This is a genomic window from Spirosoma flavus, from assembly GCF_054778555.1.
In genome coordinates, this window is record NZ_BAAGZL010000014.1 from 1 (window position 1) to 8,907 (window position 8,907).

At 45.0% G+C, this 8,907-nt stretch carries 8 protein-coding genes; all 8 read left to right on the top strand.

The annotated features are described in order from the left end of the window. The first annotated feature begins 89 nt into the window (after window positions 1-89). The 8 genes from ACYVF1_RS32110 (at window position 90) to ACYVF1_RS32145 (ending at window position 8,818) form a co-directional block, all read left to right on the top strand. The gene (locus tag ACYVF1_RS32110) at window positions 90-851 is read left to right on the top strand and encodes an MBL fold metallo-hydrolase (protein WP_461086813.1); all 762 of its coding nucleotides are present in this window, start codon (window positions 90-92) and stop codon (window positions 849-851) included. 110 nt (window positions 852-961) lie between these two features. Then, entirely contained in the window at window positions 962-1,975 is a 1,014-nt protein-coding gene (locus tag ACYVF1_RS32115; RefSeq protein WP_461086799.1) for an oxygenase MpaB family protein, read from the top strand. 74 nt (window positions 1,976-2,049) lie between these two features. Next, entirely contained in the window at window positions 2,050-3,432 is a 1,383-nt protein-coding gene (gene mnmE, locus ACYVF1_RS32120; protein ID WP_461086801.1) for a tRNA uridine-5-carboxymethylaminomethyl(34) synthesis GTPase MnmE, read from the top strand. A gap of 240 nt (window positions 3,433-3,672) precedes the next feature. Next, window positions 3,673-4,233, top strand: coding sequence for a helix-turn-helix domain-containing protein (locus ACYVF1_RS32125; RefSeq protein WP_461086803.1), 561 nt, complete (start codon window positions 3,673-3,675; stop codon window positions 4,231-4,233). After that, a complete protein-coding gene (locus tag ACYVF1_RS32130) occupies window positions 4,230-5,351 on the top strand; it encodes a tyrosine-type recombinase/integrase (protein WP_461086805.1) in 1,122 nt (373 codons plus the stop codon). Before ACYVF1_RS32125 ends, ACYVF1_RS32130 begins: the two co-directional genes overlap by 4 nt. Window positions 5,352-5,365: 14 nt before the next feature. After that, window positions 5,366-6,250, top strand: coding sequence for a hypothetical protein (locus tag ACYVF1_RS32135; protein ID WP_461086807.1), 885 nt, complete (start codon window positions 5,366-5,368; stop codon window positions 6,248-6,250). Window positions 6,251-6,406: 156 nt separating this feature from the next. After that, window positions 6,407-6,754, top strand: a complete 348-nt coding sequence (locus tag ACYVF1_RS32140; protein ID WP_461086809.1) for a helix-turn-helix domain-containing protein — start codon at window positions 6,407-6,409, stop codon at window positions 6,752-6,754. A gap of 3 nt (window positions 6,755-6,757) precedes the next feature. Continuing rightward, window positions 6,758-8,818 carry a DNA primase family protein gene (locus ACYVF1_RS32145; protein WP_461086811.1) on the top strand — a complete coding sequence of 687 codons (2,061 nt, stop codon included), beginning with the start codon at window positions 6,758-6,760 and terminating at the stop codon, window positions 8,816-8,818. The last annotated feature ends 89 nt before the right edge of the window (window positions 8,819-8,907 follow it).

Sequence of the window (8,907 nt, forward strand, 5' to 3'; positions counted from 1 at the left end):
GGAGCGGTGAAAGAGCGAATGGCTGGCGCCAGCAACCCTTTCGCTCTTTCACCGCTCCGGCGGCCCGGTCTTTCGCTCTTTCGCTCTTTATGATTATTACCCTGCTCGGAACGGGAACATCGTCGGGCGTACCGTTGATTGGCTGCTCCTGCGAGGTATGCCGGTCTGTCGATTTTCGCGATAAACGGCTCCGAACGTCGGTTCATATTGCCGTGGAGGGACGTAGCTTTATTATTGATACGGGTCCTGACTTTCGGCAACAGGTACTTCGCCTGAATCTTCAGCAACTCGACGCTGTCATTTTCACCCACGAACACAAGGACCACACGGCCGGATTTGATGAAATCCGGGCGTACAATTTCCGTTCCGGTAAGGACATTCCGGTTTATGGCCGGCCGTCGGTTCTCGCCCAGTTGCAGCGCGAGTTCGCTTACATTTTTGCAGAACACAAATACCCCGGCGTTGCGCACGTGCAACTAAACCCCATTGGTAATGAACCATTTGAGGTGTTCGGTGTACCTTTCACTCCCATCGATGTTCTGCACCATAAGTTACCCGTTTTCGGCTATCGTGTGGGTGATTTTACGTATCTCACCGATCTCAATTATATTTCCGACCAGGAACTGGAAAAAGTATACGGCACCAAAGTGCTCATTTTGGATGCCCTGCAACGGCAGCCGCATATCTCGCATTTCACCTTCGATCAGGCCGTTGCCCTTGCCCAGCGTGTAGCTGCCGACAAAACGTATTTCGTGCACATCAGCCACAAGTTGGGCCTTCATAAAGAGGTAGAAAAAGAGCTTCCATCTTCCATTCGGCTGGGCTATGATGGGATGCAAATCAGACTGTAGTTTTCCTTAAACCACAACGGTTCTCCCTTTTTGCGGTAAAAAATGGGGTCGCTCCATTCGTCAAACCAATTCCTGTTACGTAGCGTTACCTGTTTAGAACTCGAAACAAGATGGTGCTGACTGTAAAACCTTCCCGGTCGTTTTCCGACGAACTACTAACGCAATACCGCCAGCAGGGAGATGCTCCTGCCGATGTAGTCATTGCGTCGGTTATTGAAACGGCCGGCCCGACGGGTTTACATGCACTCATGCGTTGGCTGGCCGACGCAGATAACGTAACGACCATTGACCAGCCGACGGTTGTGCAGCAATTTTTTGAGCAGTACGCTCAACTACCCACTTGGGCCGACCCCGCTCGTATGAAACGTAGCATGGATGTGTTTCTGAAACACGACCGGCTCATTGGACTTCTACTCGGCTGTTACTCACTTCCTTACTGCTATCTGGGCGCACAGGGGGCGCAGGTACTTTGGCTGACCGAACGTATCAAAAAAGACACAACTCGCCGTTTGCAGGAAACTGGCGAATGGGTTTATGCCGTCAATAATCCGAAAGAGTGGGCAAGTGGCAAAGCAATTCAGCGAACCCTGAAAGTTCGACTGATTCACGCAGGAGCGCGCTGGTATACACTACGTTCCGATCGGTGGAATATGGCCTGGGGATACCCTGTCAATCAGGAAGATATGGCGGGAACAAATGGGGCGTTTTCATACATCGTGCTACGTGGTCTTCGGAAGTCGGGTATTACGTTGAGTGAGCAGGAGGAAGAAGATTATCTACACCACAGTAACGTCATCGGATTTCTCAACGGCGTATCAGCAGAATTGCTACCCCAGAATCTTCGCGAAGCCTATCACCTTGATCGCGCTATCAGCCGACGACAGTTCACTACGTCCGAAGCCGGTGTGGGGCTCACACATTCACTTTTAAACGCAATTGCGACCGGTATTCCGGGGCAGTTACCATCAGAGAACCAACGTCCCGAAACGCTCCGGAACCTCGCAGCCGGTCAAATGCGTTTCTTTTTGGGCGATACGTATGCCGACTGGCTTGGTATACCGGACGTACCGGTTGAAAAACGGTTCGTCGGATTACTGAATCGCTTCCCTATTTTTCCTCTGTGAGTCTCCATTCATCTCTGTGTATCCGCAACGGTGGCCCATTCCACCAAACAACTGGAACACAGAGCTATACAAAGATGAGTATACATCAATTAGAACCTATTGCTGCGTTGGCTACCGCTCCAGGCATTGGCGCCATAGCGGTGCTACGTGTGTCGGGCGAAGGAGCCATTACGTTAACCAATCGAATTTTTCGCGGGAAAGACCTTACCCAGCAGGAGTCGCATACGGCCCATTTTGGCACGATACGTCAGCACGACGGTGGCATTATTGACGAAGTGTTAGTGACGGTTTTTCGCGCTCCCCGGTCGTTCACGAAAGAAGATGTAGTTGAAATTTCGTGTCATGGGTCGGAGTTTATTATCCAGCAAATTTTGCGTCGGCTCACGCAGGAAGGTGTTCGGCTGGCTCGTCCGGGTGAGTTCACGCAACGGGCGTTTTTGAATGGTCAGTTCGATCTGGTGCAGGCAGAGGCCGTTGCCGACCTGATCGCGTCGGATTCGGATGCCAGCCACCGGGCTGCCTTGACGCAGTTGCGCGGTGGTTTCTCTAAACAACTGAAGGAGCTTCGCCAGCAACTGATTGACTTTGTAGCCTTAGTTGAACTGGAGCTGGATTTTGGCGAAGAAGATGTTGAATTTGCACACCGTGACCGCCTACGGCAACTGATGCTCGACATTCGAAGGGAGCTGCATCCACTAATCGACTCGTTTTCAGTCGGCAATGCGATTAAAAATGGGGTACCAACGGTCATTATCGGTAAGCCCAATGCAGGTAAATCGACATTATTGAATGCGTTGCTGAACGAAGAAAAAGCTATTGTTTCCGACATCCCAGGCACTACCCGCGACGTAATCGAAGACGAGCTGTTCATTGACGGCATTCGCTTTCGCCTGATTGACACGGCCGGTCTGCGACAAGCTACTGACCAGATCGAAGCTATTGGTATCGAACGAACGCAGCAGAAAATGCGGGAGGCCGCCCTAGTTATTTATCTGTTCGATGCCCAGGCAATAGACCCCAACGATCTGCAAACTGCAATAGCTGAAATTAACGAGGCAGATAAACCCTATTTGCTGGTAGGAAATAAATTAGATACACTATCAGCGACCCGACGGCAGGAGCTGGAAAACGTAGTGAACGACACTATTGTCTGGATATCAGCAGCCCGGCACGCGGGACTTGATACGTTGAAGGAGACACTTTCGCTACGTGTCCGGACAGATACTGCTGTACAGACGGGAAGCGCTGTTGTTACCAATGCCCGTCACTACGCACATCTGACTGGTACCGACAATGCACTGACACGCGCTATCAACGGCCTCGACGCCAACGTAACACCCGACTGGCTGGCCATGGATTTACGTGTTGCTTTACAACATTTGGGAGAATTAACCGGCGAGATTACAACCGATGATTTATTAGACTCAATTTTTAGCAAATTCTGTATCGGAAAGTAAGCCCACTTAACAAACTCATTACATTCATCACTAAATATTGCTTAAAGCCCTGAAAATGGGCTTTTTCGATCTATATAATATATATTTATTAATATATGTTACTTATTTATTGAGAGACTATTTGTACCTTTATTGTATCCTTAAGAAAATTTCTCCACGGAAACCCATTTATTGGGGAGATAATGGCACAAACTGACACACTGAGACACAATTGGGCATATTACTGACACAGTATGACATATGAGTTCTAACATACGTATTACTCGCATCTGTCAGCAATGCGGCAACGAGTTTGAAGCTCGTAAGACAACGTCAAAAACCTGTAGCGATGCTTGCGCGAAGAAGGCGTATAAAGCGCGTCAGCGGTCGGGAAAGATTCAGGTAAGCGACGATCAGACATTACTGGTAAAAACCTGGCCCATTGAGACTATAAAGGTTCAAGAGTTTCTAACGGTTGACGAATCGGCTAAACTCATCCGCATTAGCCGCCGTAGCCTGTACCGACTCAACGAACGGGGAGAGCTTCCATTTGTCAAGCTTAACCGCCGTACAGTTATCCGACGTGCCGACATAGATCGGCTCTTTGAACAACCAGCCGAACTCATGGAGAAAAGTCGCCCTATTCCGATTCCACTCGCAGACTGCTACACTATGAAGGAAATACGAGAGAAGTACAGTATCTCAGAAAAAGCTTTATATGAGCTTATACATCGTCATAAGGTTCCAAAGCAGCACAGGGGCATTTATGCCTATGTACCAAAGTCTCAAATTGATCAGTTACTCGCCCATACTCTACTATGATTAAAGTCAAACTGCGGAAAAAAGCAATTACGGGCGGACGTACAAGTTTGTATTTGGACTATTACCCAGCAATTCCTCATCCTGATACAGGCAAGCCCACTCGACGTGAGTTTTTGAGTATGTATCTGTTCAATCGGCCTAAAACCCCAGCCGATAAACAACAGAATAGCGAGACATTAGCATTGGCAGAAACGATAAGGGCAAAACGGCAGATCGACGTTCAGATGGGTGCGTACGGTTTCCTCTCCAAACGACAACGTATGGCCTGTTTTGTCGAGTACGTTGAACAATTAGCCGCCAAGCGTAAGGGTAGCAATGCCGATAATTGGACGAGTGCATTATATTACCTGAAAGACTTTACTGGCGGTACGTTACGATTTGCGGACCTGACAGTCTATAAATGCGAATCATTCAAAGAATTTCTGCTCACTGCGCCAAATCGGCGTAATAGAGATGCGCTAGCCACCAATTCTGCTGTGGGATATTTCGGCAAATTCAAAGCCGCCTTGAAGCAGGCTTTTAAGGATGGGCTATTGTCGACAGATCTTGGAGCTCGAATAGATGGTATTAAACCTGATGAGACACACCGTGAATACTTGACGCTGGAAGAGTTACAAGCGCTGGCGCGTACAGACTGTCCGGCCATGCCCCAGCTTAAACAGGCTGGCTTGTTCTCAGCCCTAACGGGTTTACGTTATTCAGACATAGTAGCGCTCACCTGGGGACAGATTCGTCATGATCCTTCCAATGGTTATCTGATTCATTTTACCCAGAAGAAAACCAAGGGTGTTGAGGTAATGCCCATTTCAGAACAGGCTGTCGCTATTTTAGGAGATCGTCAGCAGGCTGATCAGTCTGTTTTGCCAAGTCTAGCGTATTCGGCAACGCTGAATAAAGTCTTACGTCAGTGGGCAGCTGATGCTGGGATAATCGGTAAACACTTGTCTTTTCACTGCTTCCGGCATACCTATGCTACACTGCAATTGTCGCTCGGTACAGACATTTACACTGTTTCCAAGATGCTGGGGCACCGAGAACTTAAGACGACTCAGATTTACGCTAAAATCATTGACCAATCCAAGCGGGATGCCGCTGATAAAATAAAATTACAATTTTAAATCATTTCAATGCTATGAACAATCCTTTATTCAAGCCGAAAACAGACCTTAAAGATTATCTAAATGATGGCTTTAATCATGAAATATATTGCGCTTTAACTGACTCAAGCATATGGAAAGATGTTTTTAAGCCACTAGATTATTTAAATCTTCTATACGAGCGTTTTTACATTGTACAATCTAATTTAACCAGACCATATGATCAAATTGAGCACCTGAGAAGTCTAGACCTTACGAAGAAACAATATTTTTTTTTGCTTGATGGTTTATTACATCTACTGTATAATAATATCACATTTTTAGCAAATCCGTTTAACAAAAATCTCTTGGCTGGAGGTGGTCAGTCTTACCAAATCATGAACTCTCTTCATAGCCAAGAAGTTAAATCAAAAGCAAAAATTGCTGGTATTAATGAATTTCAAGATGGTATAAATAGACACATTAATGTGTATGATTTCATTGAAAAAGAACGTGATAAAATTTACAAGGCTAATGAAACTAGTGTAGGAACACCTGTTAATAATTTAACTACAAATGATAACAAAAAAACACATGAAGTTCTACCATCAGAAAAAGCAAACTCATTAATAGTCGAGGAGAAATTGCCAAGCTTGAAGCTTTCCCATAGGGGAGTAAAAACCGATGTTTTAAGAATATTCAATGCCTTGTATGAACTCAATCTTTTGAAAACCTCTACTGGGAACACGCCCACAAAAAAAGAATTCATGTATTTATTAGGGCGTTTTTTGGGAACAGATTATTCAAGTTACTCCCAACAATTAGAAGGGGCTTTGACAGTGGATTTGAAAAAGCACCTAGCAATCTTTGATAAACTCAAAGAAAACGCCGAAGCTCAATGGGAGGAAAAAAATAAAATAGATGGCAGTGAAGATCGGTAAATATCTTATAATCAGGGCAAATCATATAGGCCCTGATTTTTTTTCTACAAATAAAACATGACTAAATATTGAGTATAGTATGCCTGTAATCGAGAGACATGAGCTTTGTGACAGATTTCGAGGGCCCCGAAATGTAAGTTTAAAACCTCTAAAATAATGCTCATCACTTCTCTTACTGGCGACCAATTAAGCCAAATGATGCAAGATGCCGTTCGACAGGGCATAGCTGATTATGTAACACGTCAATCTACTAATGTCGAAACTAACAGGTGGTTCTCAATTGAAGAACTAAGTAACTACCTCCCAGGTAACCCAGCCGTCACAACCCTCTATGGAAAAGTGCAACGACGCGAGATCCCACACAAAAAGATGGGCAAACGTCTTGTCTTTCTCAAGTCTGAGATTGACCAATGGCTAAAAGAGCAGCATCGCAAAAGCAGAAGCGAAATCAATACCTCTGCGGAACAATATGTATCTTCTACTTCCACCCGAAAACGTAAATAAGAAATGGAAAAGCCACAAATGCCTTACTCAACTGAGGAGATGTATACCCTTTCGGCAGCACATATGCCAGTTCAGGACAGCCCATCTGAATGTCCTTTATATGATTCTGAAGCAGCTTTCGCTTTCTTCGAAGCACCCGAGATTAATGGCAATGAAGCACTCGAAGGGTCTCAGGAAAATATAGCGTCTTCATCTGAAGAGATGGACACTACTCTGGCCGCACATGTGCCAGACCAAGACACCCTAGAGGAATTATTCTATGAGTACAATTCAGTACCTTCTTGGATCAATGACCGCTATGAAGCAGTCGAGGATGAGATCAATGAAGAACTTGATTTTGACAATTATGAAAGGTACGAGGAGCCTCACGAAGATATGGGGCCTTACTACTCAGAAGAAACCTACACCTTTCTGGCAGAATATATGCCAGTTCAGGACCACTCTAAATCAAAAGAAGATGCAATCGCTTCATTAAAGGCCACCCTCAAAGAGTTCGCTGAAAAAAGTGAGAAGTCTCATGAAAGAGGAACTGAGGTTGAAAACAAAGTACGGTTTTCGTCTACAACAGATGATGCAGGTTATCTTAAGCCTTATGTAATTCAACTCGAAAGGCTCAGGCATTTATTGAATCGTTTCAAAATGATCGATTCAGCTAAGATGACCTCTGACCAAAGTAAGCAGGCCAAAGATTCCTCTGGGTCAACCCGCCAAATGATGTCAGCATTAGAAGAGCAATTTTGCCCAATTGATTTCAGAGATCGTGTAGAGCTACAGCCTAAGGAAACCCTCAAAAACAAGCACTATCAGATAATTGCTGTGGAGGAAATCTTAGTGCTGGCTGAACAGAACGGGTGGGGAATCGGTCATCACAATGATTTTCCCTACATCTACAACGGGTCATATTGGCAGTTGATAAGTGCTGGTGAGTTACGTGAATTTTTGAGTAAGGTGGCTCAGCGGCTGGGAATTAATAAGTTTGACGCTAAACATCATCTTTTTATAGACCATTTGTACAAGCAGTTTATGGAGATGTCTCGTATTCCAGCGCGTGAGAATGAGTCAGATGCAGTTTTAATAAACCTCGCCAACGGTACGTTTGAATTTTCCCCGCAAGGGCAGCAATTACGGCCAGCAGATAAAGATGATTTTTTGACGTATCAACTTCCATTCACTTATGATCCTGATGCTGTTTGTCCGCTTTTTGATGACTACCTATGTACTGTACTGCCTGACGAAGAATGTCGTAAACTACTGGCAGAATTCATCGGTTTTCTGTTTGTTAACTCAGACTATCTAAAATTAGAGAAAGCCCTTATCTTACATGGTTCAGGAGCAAATGGCAAGTCAGTATTCTTCGAAATTATCTCAGCATTGTTAGGACCGCAAAATGTCAGCAGCTATTCACTGGCATCCTTAACAGACGAAAAGGGATATCACCGGGCCAAGTTACAGAATGTCCTGGTGAACTATGCCAGTGAAATAACTGAGAAGTTGGATGCAAATATGTTCAAACAGCTAGCATCAGGTGAACCTATCGAAGCACGTCTACCTTATGGTCAACCCTTCATACTCACCAATTACGCCAAATTGATCTTTAATTGTAACGAATTGCCGAAAGGAGCGGAACAGACTCCAGCCTTTTTTCGCCGGTTCGCGATTGTGCCTTTCGACGTTACCATACCAGAATCAAAACAGGACAGGCAATTAGCTTCGAAAATTATTCAGAGCGAGCTGTCAGGTGTATTTAACTGGGTTATTGGTGGGTTAAAACGTCTACTGGAACAACGTAAGCTCACCGACCCGCCAGCCGTACGGGAACAGCTAAAAGCTTACCAGTTGGAGTCCGATTCCGTTAAGCTATTTCTGGATGAATTCGGTTATATTAAATCATCCAGCAAGCATTATCAGGCTAAAGAACTGTATAATCAATACAAGTTTTTCTGCACAGAAGATGGTCATCGTCCTGTTAGCAAAAGCACTTTCATGAAGCGTTTAAGACATGATGGTTTTATAACTGAGCGAAAGAATATCGGCTGGATGATTTTTTTGGAGTCCGAAAAATAATTATTGGTTTCAGGTTCACAAGCTACACTGCCTACACGAACGTTCGTGTAGGCAGTGTAGCTTGTGAACCTGAAACCAATAATTATTTT